The 18449-nt window shown below is 50.7% G+C and carries 15 protein-coding genes and 1 pseudogene; 7 read left to right on the forward strand and 9 right to left on the reverse strand.

What is annotated here, in order from left to right:
• Nucleotides 1-135: 135 nt before the first annotated feature.
• Together HRU10_01260 and HRU10_01265 are read right to left on the reverse strand one after the other, a co-directional pair.
• The gene (locus HRU10_01260) at nt 136-2295 is read right to left on the reverse strand and encodes a carbohydrate binding family 9 domain-containing protein (GenBank protein ID NRA25860.1); all 2160 of its coding nucleotides are present in this window, start codon (nt 2293-2295) and stop codon (nt 136-138) included.
• 45 nt (nt 2296-2340) lie between these two features.
• Complete coding sequence (locus HRU10_01265) at nt 2341-4518, reverse strand: peptidase domain-containing ABC transporter (GenBank protein NRA25861.1); 2178 nt, start codon at nt 4516-4518, stop codon at nt 2341-2343.
• A gap of 1601 nt (nt 4519-6119) precedes the next feature.
• Here HRU10_01265 and rpsR point away from each other — a divergent pair.
• Both rpsR and HRU10_01275 read left to right on the forward strand, forming a co-directional pair.
• Nucleotides 6120-6314, forward strand: coding sequence for a 30S ribosomal protein S18 (gene rpsR / locus HRU10_01270; protein NRA25862.1), 195 nt, complete (start codon nt 6120-6122; stop codon nt 6312-6314).
• A 21-nt stretch (nt 6315-6335) separates the two neighbouring features.
• On the forward strand, nt 6336-7277 hold the full coding sequence (locus tag HRU10_01275; protein ID NRA25863.1) for a threonylcarbamoyl-AMP synthase: 942 nt from the start codon (nt 6336-6338) through the stop codon (nt 7275-7277).
• Between the two features lie 7 nt (nt 7278-7284).
• Here HRU10_01275 and HRU10_01280 read toward each other — a convergent pair whose 3' ends face one another.
• The 3 genes from HRU10_01280 to pgsA are packed head-to-tail and all read right to left on the reverse strand — an operon-like array spanning nt 7285 to nt 9742.
• A complete protein-coding gene (locus HRU10_01280; protein ID NRA25864.1) occupies nt 7285-8637 on the reverse strand; it encodes a replication-associated recombination protein A in 1353 nt (450 codons plus the stop codon).
• A gap of 2 nt (nt 8638-8639) precedes the next feature.
• The gene (locus HRU10_01285; protein NRA25865.1) at nt 8640-9092 is read right to left on the reverse strand and encodes a phosphatidylglycerophosphatase A; all 453 of its coding nucleotides are present in this window, start codon (nt 9090-9092) and stop codon (nt 8640-8642) included.
• 59 nt (nt 9093-9151) lie between these two features.
• Nucleotides 9152-9742: a CDP-diacylglycerol--glycerol-3-phosphate 3-phosphatidyltransferase gene (pgsA, locus tag HRU10_01290; GenBank protein ID NRA25866.1), complete on the reverse strand. Its 591-nt coding sequence runs from the start codon at nt 9740-9742 to the stop codon at nt 9152-9154.
• Between the two features lie 283 nt (nt 9743-10025).
• Between pgsA and coaD the strand changes: the two genes are divergently transcribed.
• Nucleotides 10026-10508, forward strand: coding sequence for a pantetheine-phosphate adenylyltransferase (coaD, locus tag HRU10_01295; GenBank protein ID NRA25867.1), 483 nt, complete (start codon nt 10026-10028; stop codon nt 10506-10508).
• Between the two features lie 4 nt (nt 10509-10512).
• Nucleotides 10513-11829: an MFS transporter gene (locus HRU10_01300; protein NRA25868.1), complete on the forward strand. Its 1317-nt coding sequence runs from the start codon at nt 10513-10515 to the stop codon at nt 11827-11829.
• 134 nt (nt 11830-11963) lie between these two features.
• Here the strand turns inward: HRU10_01300 and HRU10_01305 are convergent, their stop codons facing one another.
• Entirely contained in the window at nt 11964-12410 is a 447-nt protein-coding gene (locus HRU10_01305; GenBank protein NRA25869.1) for an EF-hand domain-containing protein, read from the reverse strand.
• 185 nt (nt 12411-12595) lie between these two features.
• On the opposite strand from HRU10_01305, the pseudogene HRU10_01310 reads away from it, so the two are divergent.
• A pseudogene (locus HRU10_01310) lies at nt 12596-13273 on the forward strand (response regulator transcription factor).
• Nucleotides 13225-14751: a hypothetical protein gene (locus tag HRU10_01315; protein NRA25870.1), complete on the forward strand. Its 1527-nt coding sequence runs from the start codon at nt 13225-13227 to the stop codon at nt 14749-14751. The pseudogene HRU10_01310 and the gene HRU10_01315 overlap by 49 nt, the downstream one beginning before the upstream one ends.
• 92 nt (nt 14752-14843) lie before the next feature.
• Here the strand turns inward: HRU10_01315 and HRU10_01320 are convergent, their stop codons facing one another.
• The 3 genes from HRU10_01320 to HRU10_01330 are packed head-to-tail and all read right to left on the reverse strand — an operon-like array spanning nt 14844 to nt 16554.
• Nucleotides 14844-15329, reverse strand: coding sequence for an NYN domain-containing protein (locus HRU10_01320; protein NRA25871.1), 486 nt, complete (start codon nt 15327-15329; stop codon nt 14844-14846).
• The gene (locus HRU10_01325) at nt 15329-16108 is read right to left on the reverse strand and encodes a TatD family hydrolase (GenBank protein NRA25872.1); all 780 of its coding nucleotides are present in this window, start codon (nt 16106-16108) and stop codon (nt 15329-15331) included. The genes HRU10_01320 and HRU10_01325 overlap by 1 nt, the downstream gene beginning before the upstream one ends.
• Nucleotides 16109-16125: 17 nt before the next feature.
• Nucleotides 16126-16554 (reverse strand): SufE family protein, encoded by a 429-nt coding sequence (locus HRU10_01330; GenBank protein NRA25873.1) that lies wholly within the window; start codon nt 16552-16554, stop codon nt 16126-16128.
• A 317-nt stretch (nt 16555-16871) separates the two neighbouring features.
• Here HRU10_01330 and malQ point away from each other — a divergent pair, with 317 nt between their 5' ends.
• A complete protein-coding gene (malQ, locus tag HRU10_01335; GenBank protein ID NRA25874.1) occupies nt 16872-18401 on the forward strand; it encodes a 4-alpha-glucanotransferase in 1530 nt (509 codons plus the stop codon).
• The last annotated feature ends 48 nt before the right edge of the window (nt 18402-18449 follow it).

The raw sequence follows: 18449 nt of genomic DNA on the forward strand, positions 1-18449 counted from the left end.
CCTTTGATTTGGGAGAGTTTTGTTTCATTCAGTGGTTTTGGTTTCATTATTTTTCTTTCTATTTAGGGTTGAGTGACATCAAATAACCATGGGCTTTTGAAAACAGGATTCATACCGTATCGACGGCAAGATTTCTCAAAATGAAAGGGTTGCGCTTAATTTTGCATTCAATCGACTCCCGATGCTATCCCATCCCTGGTCGACGTCGTTGAGCCATCGATGATTGACTACGAGATATATGTCGGAGCCAGGGCGAAAGTTCCAACGTAAACGGCTGTTGAAACCCATCTCCCTGGAGATCGAGTCGTATTGGATAATGTTAGTCCAAGTCACGTTTTGAAGAACATAGGTTTTGAATTCAGACCGCCACAGATATAACCAGTTTTCGCTGTCTAGCAAATCGATTTTGTTGACTTCTAATTCTGTGGTGCACTCGAAGATGCTACCGCCTCGCCAAGATAGCGATCCTTCAATGGAATCTATTGTCCCGCCATAAAACGGAGCGTGTTCATACTCCAAAAAACCGGACACCGAGGGCGCTTTGGAAGTCTCGTAACGGATAAATAGCCCCGCTCCGGAAAAGCTTCCTGGCTGGGCCAGCAAGCCAGGAACAGGCTCGAAAGCCTCGCGGAGCTCTTCGTGTTCCAAACGACTCCCCAAGCTGAGGATGGCTCCCGACATGCGGTAAGCCCAAAGTTCGAGTGAGGCATTTACATACTCGAGGTAGCGTCCCCCCATCTCATATCTGGCGAAGACGCTCGCATCTAACTCAATACTGTCCCAGTTTTCTGGAAAAAAGGCTCTCACCACTCGGAAGTCCCCTTGGGCGATATCATTCTGACGGACAAAGCCTAGGGCGGGAAAATACCCGGGCCCCACATACTCGGCAAAATGCGAATAAAGCCAGTAGCGGCTGTTATAAAACACGTCCCATCCCGTGGCGATGGAGAGCTGATCTTGATCTTCTGTGTCTGTGTATTGGAGCCAGGCTGAGGCTGTGATCTCTCCGGCGTCAGGCCCAAAATCGGAATCGCGGTAGCGAAAATCGGCACCGATGAGATAATTGTCTGAAACTCCTTGAGGATTCCCCCGCGTCCCAATGATACCGACGTAAGACTCCTCCAGTATATCGACCGTCGCTCGAGCTACAGATAAATGCTGCGCGTCGGTCTCGTTACCTTCTTCGACATATACGTTCAATGCACCCAGCTGAACATTCCCCGTGCGCGCGGCGAGCTTGAAGCCATAGGGTATATCAACCGGGATTCCGTCGGGTCCCACCCCAATGCGCCGCGAAAAAAAAGGCAGCGGACTTTGTTCGATACCTCCAAAAGAAAAGATCCCAGAATCCTCCAGGAAGAACCCTCGCTTCTCGGGAAAGAAAGTGGGGAAACGAGATAGTTCAATGACCCGGTCATCCACCTCAGTCTCAGCAAAATCGGTATTTACTGTCAGCGTCGCAGTAATGGACGGGATCGGGCGGTAATAAAGCTCAAATCCGCTCTTGATATCGAAGTCGTCCTGTTCCGAGCCTGTGCTTGCATCATTCGTAGAAAATTCTGCTAGGACATAAGGTTCAAAGCGCAGCCCCAGTCCTTGCCTCAAATCCATTAAACCCACAATGGAGCCAATATCCGCCAACGACTCTGCTGACAGGCTGCGTTCAACCGCAGTCCAACGCGACTGCTCATTACGCTTCGCCAACACTTGCTCCACATTGAATCCCCAACGATCTATTTGGGGATTAAATCCAATCGATTGGAGTGGGATGCGCCCTTCTGCCGTCCATCCCTGCGCAGAGACTACGGTCTCTACCCACCAAACGCAGTCCCACTCTGCGTTGACACGGTTCACTTCTTCGATGAGGGCATCTTCTTTAGTGCCAATTGGGTTGAAACGGAAGCGGTAGCCATCCCGTTGTGAGCCAAAGGGATCAAATATCAGGGAGATATAATCGTCCCCCTCAAGGTCGGCATCACGCCCACGGCGCGAGGCGGTGAGATCGCTGATCGGCATGGCCACCTCGACGGCGAAATATATATTTTCGGCATCATGGCCCAAAAACACCTCAATCGGCACGCTGGGTGGATTGCCTTCGGCTGGAAATACCTGCGTCAGGGCAACACCCATCTGAGCTTGCATCCAGATAGTTTCGTCTAAACGCCCATCGATAACGGGAGGCGCATTGAAAACAGGGATCGACACTGCCTTATTGGTTGAGGCCAGAGCCGGAATGCACACCAGTGCGATAAACGGATACAGGCATAACAGCCGCCCATTACAACGCACTGTCATTGAAAGTGAGCTAGCCGCTTGCATCCTATTACACATCACCCCCCCCTATCGACCTAGTGCCGCTTGGTAGAAACTGTTTCGATCTGAAATCAATTCTGAATGACTTCCCGTCTCCACCAGCTTTCCGTCCTCGAACACGAATATTTTGTTGGCAAAGTCTAGGGTTTCGATCCGGTGGGCGATGGAGAAAACGATTTTTTCGGAGAATTTCTTGCGGACCTGCTTAAAGAGCATGCGCTCCGCTGCAGGATCTAGAGCGCTACTAGCCTCATCCAACACGATCAGGTCGGGATTGGCGCAGAACAAACGAGCAAATTCTATGCGGAGCGCCATACCACCGGAGAGGCGGATCCCGTTATCTCCAATCCTGGTCTGATACCCCAAATACATACTTTCCGCAAAGGCGTCTACTCCGGCAAAACGCGCCGCTTCTATCACCTCGTCGTCCGTTGCGTCCGAACGCCCATACCGTATGTTTTCCAGGAGGGTATCGTCGAACAAATAGACCTCCTGCGGAAAAACATAGACCTTTTCATTTAACAGACGCAGTGGGATTTTTTTGAGATCATGGTTTCCCAAAACGATATCCCCGGCGTAGTCCCGATAAATCCCGGACAATAGTTGGGCGAGGGTTGTTTTCCCGGAACCATTGCGGCCTACGATACCAATAAAATCTCCTGAACACGCCTCGAAAGAGACCTCATTAAGCACATGTTCTTTGCCCGCGTACCCAAAACTGAGTCCCGACACCATGAGCTTGGGAATTGCGAGCGCCGTGGTCTCTTGGGTCTCCTCAGGCTCGGCGTATTGATCCTTGCGAAAAATCTCAATCACTCGATCCAGAGCAAGAGACACTTCAGCAAATACAAATAACCCACCGGAGAGGCGATCCAGTGCTTGCAACGCCATCATGAAAACAGCAAAAAAACCAATGACTCGACCCAGGCTAAGATACCCATTAAATACCAACACCGCGCCGGCACCTGCCACCGAGATATAAGCCGCGCCACTGATCAACCTAAAAATGGCTTCGATAACCGCTGAAGTTTTCTCGGCATCCAGGACAGAAGATGAGACTTGAGCATAGCGATTTCTCCATCTTTCCAAAACTTTATGTTGATTATTGCCCCGTCTCACGGCGGCTATGCCGAGTAGACTATCTATGAAAATAGCTAAGACACCGACCGTCTCCAAGTGGGCGACGAGGTAGCTATTTTTCAAAAGCGGAAAGCAATGGACAAAGGCGAGGGTATAAAGGAAGAAGAACACCGCCGCGATACATACGAGCGTCGGCGAGAAATAAGCCATTGCCAGAGCAAAGATAAATATAAAGAAGACGTCAGTCAGCGAATCAAAGACTCGGGGATTTAAGGCTTCTCGAATTCTGAGATTTTCCTGAAAGCGGCTAATGAAATCTTCCTTTTTTAGGCTATCGAAATATCTCTGTTCGAGACTGATGAAGTGCTTAAAAAACCTCTCAAAGAAATCTCTTTCAAAGCCTACTTTAAACTTAGCAACCGCATAGTCTCTCAGAAAGCCTAGAAACACAATACACAGTAGCAATACACTGAGGGCGACAAGTAAACCTACCAGCTGTTTAAGACTTTGATAAGGGAGGACCTGATCGAAATAGTATTGAATCGAAAACGGAACACCCAAGCTCAGGAGCTGGAAGGCTGCAGCACAGATAAAGACCGTGAGACACTCACGCCATAAATTCTGCATCGTCTCCAACAGAGTGGTCTTCAATAGTCCGCTTGAACGTTGATTAAAGTCGCGGGCTGTTTCGCTAATTGGAGAGACCTCGACGTTGAGCTCCGGTGTGGGGTCGATTGCGAGTACGACACCATTCCATCTCTCAACAAAGTCTGCGACACGTAGCTTCTTTTTTCCGATAGCCGGATCAGCAATATAAACTGACCGTTGGTCGCATGCGTAGACTACTACGAAGTGGTTTCCGTCAAAGTGAACAATGCACGGGTTTTCCAAACTTTGGAGGTAGTCAAGGTCAGCACTGTAACCGTTTGAATCAAATCCAAACGCCTCAGCAGTTTTGCTTAAGGATAAGAGATCTACTCCATCAGGACAGACCCCGATCGTCTCAGCAATGAACGAACGACAGTCATCCAAGCCATGGTAACGCAGGATCATCGCCAAGCTTGCGACCCCACATTCCATCATGCCACTTTGTTCAATGAAGGGAAATCGTTTGGTATGGGCCATCTACTTTAACACTAAAACTCGTTCTACTGTAATGAACTTCATCAGTTTTGGGCACTGCTCTCAGGACAAAATTAACAACTTCTTCTAATTGATAAATAAAACCTCGGCATGTCAGTTTCGGCAATGATCTTAGTAATCTTGGTGAGAGAATCTGAGAGGAGAATTGAAGTCTTTCGGAATCGCCTTCCAAGAATTTGTAACTGCGAACAGGAAATAGATCATTATCAACTAATCGGGATAATCTAATGAAAATATACAGCAAGGCCGTGACTAAATTGAAAAGATTCTCAACATAAGAATTTAAGTCGCCAATAAAGATCCTTTCAAGCCGCGAGCTTACTTTATAAGAGTCCGCCTCAAGCAGGCTAAAATGTAAAAATTCGTAAGAGTTCACAGATCCGTCATGGATAGCATAACACTTGAGCAGTGTTTAAGGATAATGGAGATGAAACTACATATCTCATAGAGCAACTAAGCAGATCACACCCACGGCACCCCTGAGAGCCCCGCTCTTTAAGGATTTGCTCCGATAGTTTACTTATTGGATGGAGCTGAGCAGGGAGCAGAAGCCATTGCATTGGCTCCAATATTTGGCAGGTAATCGCTGATAGACCGATCGAATAAAGTTCTTACAGCAGAAACAGATCGACTGATGAGGTTTCGGGAAGTCGAGAGAAAATTAGACGACTCGAATGAGAGGAATTGGAGTGGGTTAGTAAGGCGGCTAAAACTAGCCATAATCACCATGTAAGATTATTGTTCTCAAAGAGAACGGGATCGGCACGCATGCTCATAAAATTAGAAATGGGTAAGCTAAATACAGGATTCAAATAGCTGAAATCCCGAATTTCGATGACCTAACAAAGTTGATTAAGAGTGTTTTGCTCACCTGCTTCTGAATTTATAAGCGCAGTAAATCGAAAGGCTACTGGCCAAAAAATTTAATATAAGAGACGACCGATTATTTGTAAGCTTCAACCTATGTGGCCGTTGCATACTTCGTGGCTTTGGATGCCGCATTCGATTTGAACAAAGGATTCTTTACTGAGTGACTTTGTATTCATCTTTTATTTATATTTTGATTTATTGGATCTTTAGGAGGCAGATATGATCCTCACGTGGTAATAACGCCCAAAAGGGCCTTATTCTGACAGAGAAGATCTGGTGCGCAGGCTTGTTGACATAGCACCAGACAAATAAACGTCTCAGTTACCAAGTTTTTCGAAATTTCCTGGTGGTTAATGCATTCATGCACCGAAAACTTCGTATTTGATCCGCGTTGATCCCCAGCTCAGCGAATTTTGCCTGCTCACACCGCTATCGACAGGAATGAAATAAGACGTCCTACAGAAACGAACCATTGGGCACTCCGAAAGTGTTCCACCCGATGGGTGTAGCAAAGTCGCTCTGTCGACGTAAGGGGGCCGTTGTTTCCAATCGAAACCTAACCTAGCGAGCCGACTGAGCCGCTTGGCTACAACGACTGGAGCCGAGGAGCGACAACCCGAAAAACTCACCGTCCTTTCAATTGCACCCGATCCTTGATACTTTAGGAATTAAGACTTGATCGTCATGGGCGGATTTGTTTTTCTCCTCCGCTTATGACCACAGAGGAACAGCACACGTCTTCACGCACTCCCCTCGACTACACTTTCCGAGATGTAGAGCTTTTGAGCCGCTTTGTCACCGACACAGGTAAGATCCTGCCACGTCGGATCACCGGCTTGACAGCGAAACAACAACGGCATGTTGCACGCATCATCAAGCAAGCGCGCAACATGCTGCTCATGAAGTAGTCGAGTGCTCACGTCGGCATCGTGATCACACGAGTCCTTTCAGGTTCAGATGAAAATCTGGACCTTTTTGTTTGTACGCTTCGGAGCGGCCAACCCATCGCGCTCCCCACCGAGACGGTTTACGGATTGGCGGCACCGGTCACTAACGAACAAGCGCTCAGAGCGATCTTTGAAATCAAGGGTCGACCGCTGCACGACCCATTAATCGTCCACCTGCATGAATTTGAGGAACTCGACAAATGGGCGGAAATGAGCGATGTCGATAAGCCACTGTTGGAGCGATTGACCACAAAATTCTGGCCTGGTCCTCTCACGATCATCCTTCCCAAGAAAACCGGAATCCCTGACCTCGTTACCGCAGGTTTAAAGACGGCGGCTTTTCGCGTCCCCGCTCACCCAGTATTTCGTGAGATTATCCGGCGAGTGGGTTTGCCCCTCGCGGCTCCCAGTGCCAACCCATTTCAATACATCAGTCCGACTCGCCCAGCACATGTCCTGAGCACCTTGTCCGGCAAGATTCCTTACATTGTCGACGGCGGAAGCTGCGATGAAGGCCTCGAATCCACCATCATCGACCTCTCAACATCCCCTCCGATCGTGCGGCGACCTGGCCCGATCGATAGAAAGGCAATCGAGGCAGTTCTTGGACAAGGGATTAAACTAGAGACCGAGCAAGCAGATGGGAGTCCAACCAAAGCAGTCTCAGCCCCAGGAAACTTCACCAAACACTATGCCCCGCGTAAACCCGTTCTACGGCTTAATTCATCGGAAGATAAGAAGGGCTGTGATCACGTTATCGACTTCCTAGAGCTGCCTAGTAACCCAAAGGAACTCAGGCGCCAATTTTATGATCGGCTCATAGCCGCAGATCAATCTGCGTGCGAGCGCATTGCACTCATCAATTGGCCTGAAAATCTCGCTGATGAAGCGCTTTCTGACAGACTGGACCGGGCCTTGGGTTAAACTCGGATCATGCCTTTTCAGTCCGTTGCATTTCCTCTTTCAGTGCTTTCCAGCGAGCTAAACGCTCTGCCAGCCCAGCTTCGCTTCCGGCAGCTCCGGGTAGATAGAACTCCTGCGGATCGTTCATATATTCCTGCCCACTGATGCCTTCTGAATAGTCGTGACTGTAGCGATACCCCTTGCCCTGCCCCATCGCCTTATTCGTCACCGTATGACTATCCTGAAGCCAAAGCGGCACCTGTTGAACTGGCCCTTTTCGCAGTGCCGATTTAGCATGGCTTAGAGCGAGAGTCGTTGAATTACTCTTGGGGCACAGAGCCAGAAAAGTCGTCGTGTGAGCGAGATTGAGCTCACATTCAGGTAGGCCAACAAATTCACAAGCCTGCATACAAGCCACCGCGACGCCCAAGGCACGTGAGTCAGCAAGCCCCACATCCTCACTCGCAAAAATAATCAAACGGCGCGCGATGAAACGTGGATCCTCTCCGCCGACCAACATTTTGGCTAACCAATAGAGTGCCGCATCAGGGTCCCCGCCCCGTATGCTCTTTATGAATGCACTTGCCGTATTGTAGTGTTCATCCTCGTTTGCATCGTAGCGGATTTGCCGCTCCTGAGCAAAGACCCTCACCGCCTCTTGGTCTAATTTACCTCGCAGTGGCAACGCGAGCACCATGGTCTCCAGAGCATTCAGGGCACGCCGCATATCCCCATCAGCCATACGTGCAAGATCCTTCAGAGCTTCCGCATCCCAATGCATACCCCGGCCTGCCAAACCTCGCTGATCGTCCTCCAATGCCCGTACTAAGATGGTCACCAAATTCTCTAGACTCAACGGCTCGAGCCGAAAAAGGTGACTTCGACTCAAAAGAGGCTGATTAATATAGAAGCCCGGATTATGCGTGGTAGCTCCGATGAGTCGAATATTGCCAGCCTCCACATCAGGCAAAAGCAGGTCCTGCTGAGATTTATTAAAACGGTGGATCTCATCGATAAAGAGTATCGTCTGCCCCGGCTCATAGCGCGCTAGCTTCAGGACATCGCGCAGCTCCGCCACGTTGGACATGACTGCGTTGATGCGCACACACTTGGCCTGAGTTTCCAAGGCGATGACCTCTGCCAAGGTCGTCTTTCCACACCCTGGAGGGCCATAGAAAAAGATACTCCCAAACTGGTTGCTACGAATCAGGCGCGGCAACAACGCATCCTCTTTCAGCAGATGCTCTTGACCCACCACGTCATCCAGCTTCATGGGCCGCATCCGTGCCGCCAGGGGTTGATAACCCTCTCGCGAATTGGATGTTCCAGATTGCGCATTCGGCACGCCAAAGAGATCTCCCTGCCCGTCCAGTCCGCTCATTGCTAAATAAAGCCAAAAACGATCTGGAGGATCACATTGGTTAATAATGCTGCCACCACATCGTCAGCCACACATCCAATCCCCCCCGGAAGCGATTGCATCCTTCCGACGATCCATGGCTTGGTGATGTCGAGCAGGCGGAAAAGGGCAAATCCAGGCAGCATAACCACCCACCCACTCTTTTCCATCATCACTGGCGTGAGCCCTATAAAACAGAGCGGCATCGCCACAAACTCATCCAAAATAATTTTTCCCGGATCCTTCAGCCTCAACCGCTCCTCGGCTTCGTCAGTAAAAGCCATCGCGATATAGATTAAGACCAAGTTCAAGAGAATCGCAGTGATCGGATGCTGTCCGTAAAATAGCACTGCAAACAAAGCTAAGCCCGCAAGACTACCCCATGTGCCGGGAGCGCGCATCCGTTCTCCAAGAGGGCCCAATGTACTTGCACCCACCACTACGTGCGTCGGGAGTACTCGCACCCAAAGGAAGGACCTACGCAAACGGAGCCAATTCATTCGGGATCAGGATCATTAAAGACCGAAGCGTATTTGAACATATATATTATTCCCGATGCGGCAGTCAAAACGACGGCTACCCAAAAGAAAGCAAAGCCAGTCCAATAGACGGCTCCAGCCCAATCCACAGGCAGACCAATATCTCTGAAAAGTGCCTCGCTCATCATCAGCAAAACAATCGCGCCCATCTGGCTGGCAGTTTTATACTTACCTACTTTCTCAGAAGCCAAAACGAGGCCGCGCGTCGCCGCCACGAGGCGGAGGCCCGTGATCATAAACTCACGCGTGATGATCAAGATCACACCCACCACACAGTATTTTGGCAATTCAGGAAATGGTGAGACTAACAACCCCACAAACATCCCGATCACAAAAACCTTGTCGATCAGCGCATCCATGAGCTTACCAAAGGTAGACACCTGATCCAGCTTACGAGCCAAGTAGCCATCCAGCCAGTCTGTCAAAGCGCCCAGTCCAAACATCAGCACCGCCAAAGACATAGCCCAACGGCCATCAGAAAACAGCAGTGCCAGAATGACAAAAAGCAAGGGAATGCGAGTAAGGGTGAGTATGTTTGGAATAGTCAGCATAAAACTGAGGATGGGGAAGCTGGATCAAAAGCGCCCAATCGACAAGGGTCATTTTGAGAGGTATTTCATATATGATAGCCACCCAGACATCTACATCAACTCGTTGATTCGCGGCGGTAGCCGTACCGATCTTGTTTCTCCCTCCCGTTCTCTAGCTCTCTATCGTTAACCAATCAGGAACACAGCCATTCTCATTATCCTCACAACAGGGCACCATCCTTGACACGCCACAAGCCGAGTACGATTGTCACTGAAATCGAATTCTCATCCTCTGCCTAACATGAAACGCGCTATCTATCCCGGATCCTTCGATCCGATCACCTACGGCCATCTCGATGTTCTGTCGCGTGCCGTGCGTATGTTTGACGAGGTAGTCATTGCCGTAGCTAACAACCAGGGCAAAACCCAATTGTTTACAGTCGAAGAGCGCCTTCAGTTGATCCAGGAAAACATCGAGGACATTCCCAACACCCGAGTTGAAAGCTTCAGTGGCTTGGTTGTCGACTATGCCCGAAGAGTCGGTGCGGTCGCCCTGGTCCGCGGCATGCGGGCCATCTCTGACTTCGAGTATGAATTCCAGATGGCTCAGATGAATCGGCACCTCGATGCAGACATCGAAACGATCTTTCTCATGCCCAGCCCGGAGTATTTCTTCACCAGTAGCACACTAGTAAAACAAGTGTTTCAGTATACCGATCGCGACACCCACTTCGTACCCCCTTCGGTACATGCAGCGCTCAAAGAGCGTTTGACGTCCCAATAAATCCATGTCCCAAAAATCAGGCTCCTCGAGCACCAAGAGCACGCTCGGTATTCTCTTTCTGACCATCTTTCTCGATTTGGTTGGTTTCTCCATCATCTTTCCACTCTTCCCGGCGATGTTGGAGTATTATCTGGATCTGGAAAGCGGAGAGCCGGGTTTCGTGTCACGCCTACACAGCTTTTTGTTATCCATTTCTGGCGATAACGCAGACCCTTTTCGGGCTACTGTTTTTTTTGGCGGGGCGCTCGGCTCCCTGTATGCCTTCATCCAGTTTTTCGCCTCACCGCTCTGGGGCGCTCTGTCCGACAAAATCGGTCGCCGTCCCGTTTTATTGATAACTGTAGGCGGGCTCTTCTTAAGCTATCTCCTATGGATATTTAGTGCGCGCTTTGAGCTGCTCCTGATCGCCCGCATATTGGGTGGACTGGCCGCCGGAAATATATCTGTCGCGACCGCGGTCGTGGCCGACGTGACAACCGCAGAAAATCGTTCTAAGGGCATGGCGCTTATCGGCGTAGCCTTTGGCTTAGGTTTCATTATTGGGCCTGCCATCGGTGGCTTGAGTAGCCAATGGGTCCTATCAGAAGGCTCCGATGCTTGGTTCGGCCTCCACCCCTTTTCTGTCCCGGCCATCATCAGCGCCGGACTGGCTGCAGTGAATCTGTTATGGATCGCAACAAAACTCCCAGAGACCTTACCTACAGAGGGTGAGCTGAACAAGGAACACGCATCTTCGCCTCCCATTTTTCAGCTCTTCCAAATAAAAACACCCGGCGTCGCATCCCTCATACTCTTTTATTTCTTCTACCTGCTGGCTTTCAGCGGAATGGAATTCACCCTCACCTTTTTTGCAGTCGATTCATTTGCCTACACTCCCATGCAGAATGGTTGGATGTTTGTCTTTATCGGAGTCGTATTGATCCTCTGTCAAGGAGGGCTCGTGAGACGCCTTGCACCAAAACTTGGGGATAAAAAACTTGGCTTTTCCGGCATGATTATCGGTATTGCCGGCTTTGCGCTATTAGCCTTCAGTGGAGGTAGCCAGGGCATATTCTTCTCTGCACTCACGCTCATCACTATCGGGATTAGCTTCGTCAACCCCACCCTATCTGCTCTTGTATCCAATGCCAGCGAAGCCGCCGAACAAGGCCGCGCGCTCGGCATCTTTCGCTCCGCGGGGAGCCTGGCTCGCGCCGTGGGTCCGATCGTAGCAAGCATACTCTATTTTCTCGGCGCTCCACTCTGGGCTTATCTTTTTTGCGCACTCCTCGGGCTCATTGCAGCCGTGGGCATGAAGCGTATCCAAATCGGAGCCGCTTGATCCGGTTTTATGAGCAAAAAAATGGGGCGGACCCCCTCCCAAGGGTCCACCCCGATGTGTCTGCATCACCTGGTAAAGATTAATTGAGATGTAGCTTACAGAAACCGCTGTTCATCATAGCCGTCCAGTATCACTCATTCACTACCCCCGCGTTTCTCGCGACGGTCGCGGGCGCGCTCGCCCATCTTGTGGAACACATCGAAAAATTCGCTTTTGGCGATGAGACCATCCCCGTCTTGATCTACACGATTCATGATGCGGGCTGCGACATCTGCAGGCGAGCGGGGCTGCCGTTCACCACCCCGTTGCTTAGCTCCGTCTGGGTTTTTGGCTGCCATCTTCGCCCGCCTTTCATCACGAGCTGCTTTCATCTCTTCAAACACAGCTGTAAGCTCCAATTCCGATAGATAGCCGTCGCCATCGAGATCTTGTGCATCGACAATACCCTGGAGTTCGGCCTTGCGTTGTTCCTTGCGCTCAGCGCGTTCCTCTTCACTTAACTTTTCGGACTTAGCATAGGAAACGCCGGTCGTTATGATGGCTAAAGCTGCAATGATAACTGTGGTTGTTTTGTTGGTCATGAATGATCCCTTTCTTGTAATTTAGATTCTATGTTAGGTTTTAAACTGTTCCGTTTGGGAACTTACCCATAATGAACCATGGAAAAGTGAACGTCGCCCGTGCTACTCCATGACAGAATTGTCATTTTACAAAGAGTGACATTTGACTCAAACCACCGAATACTACGGACTTACAACAATAAGGCATGAAAATCCTCATTGCAGAAGATGAAATAAAAATCGCGGACTTCGTCGTAAAAGGCCTCAACACCCAGGGATTTAACACCGACCATTTTGAAAATGGCCGTGATGCGCTCCAAGCAGCTCAGCTCAATACCTATGACGCGCTTGTCCTAGACATCATGCTGCCTGGGATGGATGGCCTCGCCGTTCTCAAAGAGCTACGTGCAAAGAAAAACTTCACCCCAGTTATCCTCCTCACTGCCCGATCTGGCCTGGAAGATCGCCTCACTGGACTCAATGCAGGCGCCGACGACTACCTCCCCAAACCCTTTTATGTCGATGAGTTGATCGCTCGCCTTTACGCTGTGACACGCCGCTCCACCGGCGAAACGATGACACGGCGCAGCATCGGCCCCCTCAACCTCGATATCGCACAACGCACCATCCAAGTCGGTGAAGCCATAGCAGAACTCACGACCCGGGAATTCAACCTCCTCTAATACCTGACGCGGCAACCCGGACGCGTATTTACGCGCGTTCAGATATTAGAACACGTCTGGAACTACGACTTCGATCCCAATACCAACATCGTCGACGTCTATATTCGTCGCATTCGCAAAAAACTCGAAGAGCACGACACAAAAGCGCCCGAATGGATCGAATCGGTGCGCGGAGTGGGCTACCGGTTCCGCGCCTTATGAGCCCACTGCGCTCATTTAGATTTCGCCTAGGCCTGTGGGTAGCTGGACTCACGACATGCATCCTCGTCGGCGCCACCTTCTTCCTCCTACGTAATGTCTTTGATGCAAAGCTCAACCAGACGGATCAAGAACTTCGATCGACCGCACTATCTGTCATCCCTCGCCTTGCCGACCTGGGAAGGCCCGCCCCCGACCTACGCCGTCTCCAGCGCAATGTGGATCGTATCAGCGAAAAAAGCCTCTCCTGGGTTGCCTTCAGTCGACCCGATGGCTCCGCACTCTATGCCTCGCCCACCGCACCCCAGACATATCAGCCTGCAGACGCATCAAAAGACGCCGCGCAGGATCGCCCACAAATGCCCCTGAATCCTAGAGAAAGAGCCACAAACATACGGCGCTTTCTTGATTCAGACAGAAACGGCCGTAACGGAGCATTGAGAAATTTCCTCGACCGCATTGATGACGCGATCACCTATCAATTCGCGAGTCACTCAGAGTTAGAATTCCGAACTTTAGAGCTTAATTTCCCAGACGGCTCCCTACTCACTGTGGGTCGAAATATGGATAGATTACGTAGTGAAATGCTCAGTATACGGCGGCAAGCATTACGGCTCTACCCCATCGTATTGTTAGCGGTCGTCGGGATGAGTGTCTGGCTGGCCCACCGTGCATTCTGCCCTTTCCAAAAACTCGCTGGCGATGTAGAAAACGTGCGTAGCGACGATCTCAGCCAGCGCCTGTCTGATACCCGATTACCCACTGAATTCCATTCCTTCATCGCTGCCATCAATCAAATGCTGGGACGCCTGGAACAATCATTCAGCCAAGCAAATCGGTTTACAGCTGACGCCGCTCACGAACTCCGTACGCCGCTCACCATCCTCCAAGGAAATATCGAACAACAACTCCATACGGCAGATGAACAGACGCTCCCCACCTATTCCCGTCTCCTGGATGAAGTAAAAAGTCTCCAGATCCTCGTAGATCGACTCCTCACCCTCTCACGGGGCGATGCTGGGTCCTTGCTGCGCGACAAGGCTTCAGTTTCCATCAACGCCCTGATCCGAGAGATCGTGGAAGACCTCGAAATCCTCTACGAAGACCGTCCATTTCAATTAGAAGCGCCATCGGAACATATAGTCTCAGGAGATCCTCAATTATTGAGACAACTTTTCCTCAACCTCCTCACCAACGCCCTCAAATACGGTGCCACTGGCGGCACCATTCACATCTCGATCAGGTCCAAAAACTCCGAGATACACATTATAGAAATAGCTAACGACGGCCGCAACATTTCCACCGAAGTGAGAGAAAAACTCTTCGACCGCTTCTACCGCGCAGAAGATGCTCGCACCAGCACCGGCTTCGGTCTCGGACTCCCCCTTGCCCAAGAAATCGCACGCGCCCACGGGGGAAGCCTCATCTACGCAGGGCACCAAGCAGGTCGAAACATCTTCCGCATCACTCTCCAAGCCTAAGAAAACCGACGCGCCCCTAACCTGGGAACAGCCGAGCCACAGATCGGCTCAATAGATTAGCGTCCATTCGTGTTCATTGGCGGACCGAAAAATCAAAACTCTAACCGGTTCCCAAACTCAGCACCCGCCGTCTTACTTCGCTGATTTATCGCCCGTGACTGACGCGCCTCGATCTGGGCCAGCTCACGCACGAAACCTTCAACTGATACCGCCTCGGCCCCTGCCGCCTCAACAGCATAGCGAATCATGCGGTCATTCGTTACCACGCGGTAAGACTCAGGGGAATCTGACGCCACAACCCGCTGCTCAATAATCGAGTCAGCCTGCGTGTCCGCTGACCCATAAGTCACCTCAATCCCCTTCACACCTTGACGCTCCTGCCACCGATCACGGTGCGATTTCTCATGCCGGCTATCAAACACAACTTCCACGGATCCACCCCCGAAGTCTTTGAGCACAGACACACGATGAATCAATGCCCGTTGAGCCGACGTCGCTGACGAATCAGCAGATAACAAACCCCTGAGTTCACTCGAAGCATGAAGCACATTATGACCATCTATGATCCAACGCTTCATCACCCCGCACAAAATCGACAAAAATTGTCCTCAACGATCTGATGCAATTCAACCACACCTAGACCCCTAAATTCAGCCAATCCCGCGTAGGCTAAGTCAAGATTCCCGGGATGGTTATGCCCCCCACTGACTACCTGTCGCCCGCTCACCTCCACCTTCGGGCACATCGACGGCGCGTCAGTCTCTACCAGAATGCGTTCGATGGGGATATGCTCAAACACTGCCCGTTTCTTAACTTGCGACTCCCCCAGAAAATAAGTCGAAAACGAAAAGTAGGCTCCCACATCGACCAAGGTTCGAATCAACTCCCGAGGCCCTGAGTATGCGTGAATGAGGAAAGTCTTTGGAAGATCTGCCGATGCGAGCACCTTCCGCAGTTGGCCCCATGCCTTCAGGCAGTGAATCGTCGCTGGTCTTTTCAGTTCAGCAGCCAACGCCAACTGCGCTATAAACCACTGGATCTGTAGATCGATATCGTAACCCTCGATCCATCGATCCAGCCCGATCTCTCCTACCTGAGCACTGGGATGGCGCTTCAGCGTTTCCCTAAGCAGTTCCATCGTCCCCTCAATCTCCGCAGCATCCTTTACTTGCCATGGATGCACACCAAAAGCAGGTGTCACTCCTTCAAAACGATCCGCGAGCTCAGCTACATCCTCCCAGTCTTCCGGCTGCGTCCCGTTGCACACGCATTGATACTCAGCACTTTGTTCTTCCAAAAACTCGACAGCCGCCTCAAGGACCTCAGGGAAGTGGAAATGGCAGTGCGCGTCGATCATTCCCAACTACAATTTAACTAGCTCGCTTGCTCCTCAAGGCAGGCCTCAGCGAAGTTCTTGATCTTCTCACGTATCAGCCCCAACCCATTCCGACGACTAGGCGAAAGATGCTGAGTGATCCCCAAATCCGCCATAAAATCAGGCTCCACTTCAATCACATCCCGCGGAGCCTCATGTGAGTAGAACTGGCACAACACCGCAGCGATCCCCTTCACAATTTGCGCATCTGCATCACAATGGTAGATACATTGCCCCTCCTTAAATTCAGGAACCAGAAACAGCTGCGACGAACACCCCTCGACCTCAAACATGGGTTGCTTAAATTCCCCATCCACGGATGGATGTTGCTTCCCGATATCGATAATATAGGCGAAGCGCTCGTAGGGATCCTCAATAAATGACAACTGATCAGCCAGCTCCTGCCGTTTTTGGTCCATAGAACTCATGAAAACAGTCTCCGAGGAAGCTCTAAGGAATCAAGACACGAAAACACTTTAAGAAACCCAAACCACCGAGGCCTTCCAGGACAAGCTCTCAGCAACGCTAATATTAAGATGGGTGAGGGCTACAGGCTACAACGGAATAATTGCTGAGGACCCGCCTGCCGTTTATGCCGAATGTAGGTCTGAAAACCAAGGCCGCGTGGACAAATTAGCTTGGTCCGTAATTTGTCCACGCGGACTAAATGGTTTTGTATTTGAATCGTTGGTATAACTTAACGTTCACCGTCCCATCCAGTAAATCGACTTCATAATTATATTCGATGCCCGCACCTCTTTTCAATTGGTTACATCAACGCCACAGTGGCTGTTTGGCTCATATCTCCGCGCTGCCCAGCAACTATGGGATTGGGAATTTGGGACGGGGTGCCCGCGCCTTTGTCGACCTTCTAGCCGATTGCTCGATCTCGCAGTGGCAGATTTGCCCGCTAGGGCCAACCGGATTCGGTGATTCTCCCTACTCTGCTTTCAGCGCATTTGCGGGGAACCCTTACTTCATAGACTGGAGTGAGCTCATTGATAACAACTTACTGAGTAAACATGAGCTTTTGCCACTGACGCTCCTACCTCATGATTATGTATCCTATGGAGATCTTTATCATCAATTCTGGCCCATAGCCTACCGAGTTGCCCAGCGCTGGGTGAAGGATCCTTTCGATTTGGACGAGGATTACACTTACAGTCGCTTCCAAAAAGAAGAGTCGGATTGGCTAGAAGACTTTGCCCTGTTTCGGGGCCTGAAATCGGCTTTTAATGGAATCGATTGGACTCAGTGGCCCAGAAAATACCGGATTTATGCCTCGGCAAAAAAACAGAAGCTGCCCAAAGGTGTCACAGTTGCGGATATAGAAGCCGAGAAATTCCTCCAATATATATTTTTTCATCAATGGCGAAAGCTGAAGGTATATGCCAAAGAGGTGGGCGTGCAGATTGTTGGCGATCTGCCCATCTTTATTTCTAAAGATTCAGCGGAAGCCTGGGCCCGGCCCGATTTATTCATCACTGACGCAAAGACAGGATGCCCGTCCGTCATGGCGGGTGTCCCTCCCGACTATTTCTCTGAACTGGGCCAACTCTGGGGCAACCCTCTCTATGACTGGGCAACGCATGCCTCCGACGGGTATGCATGGTGGTTGAGGCGCTTCGACTCTGCTTTTAATTTTTTCGACATCGTCCGGCTCGACCATTTTCGAGGATTTGAAGCCTATTGGGAGGTCCCGGCGGGTGCAAAAGACGCACGCGCAGGCACCTGGAAACCCGGCCCTGGAATTGAGTTATTCCAAGCCCTAAGAAAGCGGAAGCCCGATGCGCGCATTATCGCAGAAGATCTAGGTACAATAACAGATGAAGTAAATGCTCTGCGCGAGGATTCGGGTATACCAGGCATGGCTATTCTCCAATTCGGCTTCGGAGGCTCCTCCGACAATTGGTATCTTCCTCATAATCACGAGGCCAATCAAGCAGTCTATACCGGCTCGCATGATAATAATACCTCGCTCGGGTGGTACCGCGAAGTTGACGATACCACACGTGATCACCTGCGACGTTATTTCAGAGTAAGCGGAGAAACCCCAGGTTGGGACCTGATCCGGGCCGCTTACGCCTCACCCTGCCGTATCAGCTTTGTTATGCTACAGGACTTTCTTTCGCTCGGAACGGAGGCCCGTTTCAATCTACCCGGCTCCTCGCAAGGTAACTGGAAGTGGCGGGCCACAGCCCGTCAACTCGAGGGTTTCTATCATAACAGCCATCATTACGTCCGTGGGCTCAGCGAACTGTATGGGCGGCACTAGTAGCTGTTTTGTTTGGATAGGTTGAGTAATGAATCTGTTTGGGAACTA

The organism is Opitutales bacterium (genome assembly GCA_013215165.1).
Taxonomy (GTDB): Bacteria; Verrucomicrobiota; Verrucomicrobiia; order Opitutales; family JABSRG01; genus JABSRG01.